Raw genomic sequence first — 376 nt, 5'->3', positions numbered from 1 at the left:
ACCAGCTGGCGGGCGCGCATCGGCAGCCCACAGGCGCCTTACAAGCCGATGGTGGACGGCCCGCAAATCGCCGTGGTGGTCGGCCCCGAAGGGGAGGAGATTTACTGCGATGAACATGGCCGGGTCAAACTACAGTTCCCGTGGGACAGATACGGCAGCTCCAACGACCAGAGCTCCTGCTGGGTGCGTGTATCCCAAGGCTGGGCCGGCGGCCAATACGGCATGATGGCGATTCCGCGCATCGGCCATGAAGTTATCGTCTCATTTCTGGAAGCGGACCCGGACCAGCCCATCGTCACCGGTCGCACCTTCCACGCCACCAACCGGCCACCCTACGCGTTGCCGGTCAACAAGACCCGTACCGTGCTGCGCACCG

The 376-nt window shown here is 64.4% G+C and carries 1 protein-coding gene; it reads left to right on the top strand.

All coding sequences use genetic code 11. The features are described 5' to 3' along the window. Positions 1-376: type VI secretion system tip protein TssI/VgrG (gene tssI / locus KFE26_RS23740; protein ID WP_212601928.1), on the top strand; the 376-nt coding region annotated here is incomplete at both ends.

Source organism: Shewanella sp. M16, from assembly GCF_018224605.1.
GTDB classification, from domain to species: domain Bacteria; phylum Pseudomonadota; class Gammaproteobacteria; order Enterobacterales; family Shewanellaceae; genus Shewanella; species Shewanella oncorhynchi.
This window is presented reverse-complemented; position numbering and strand designations above follow the sequence as displayed.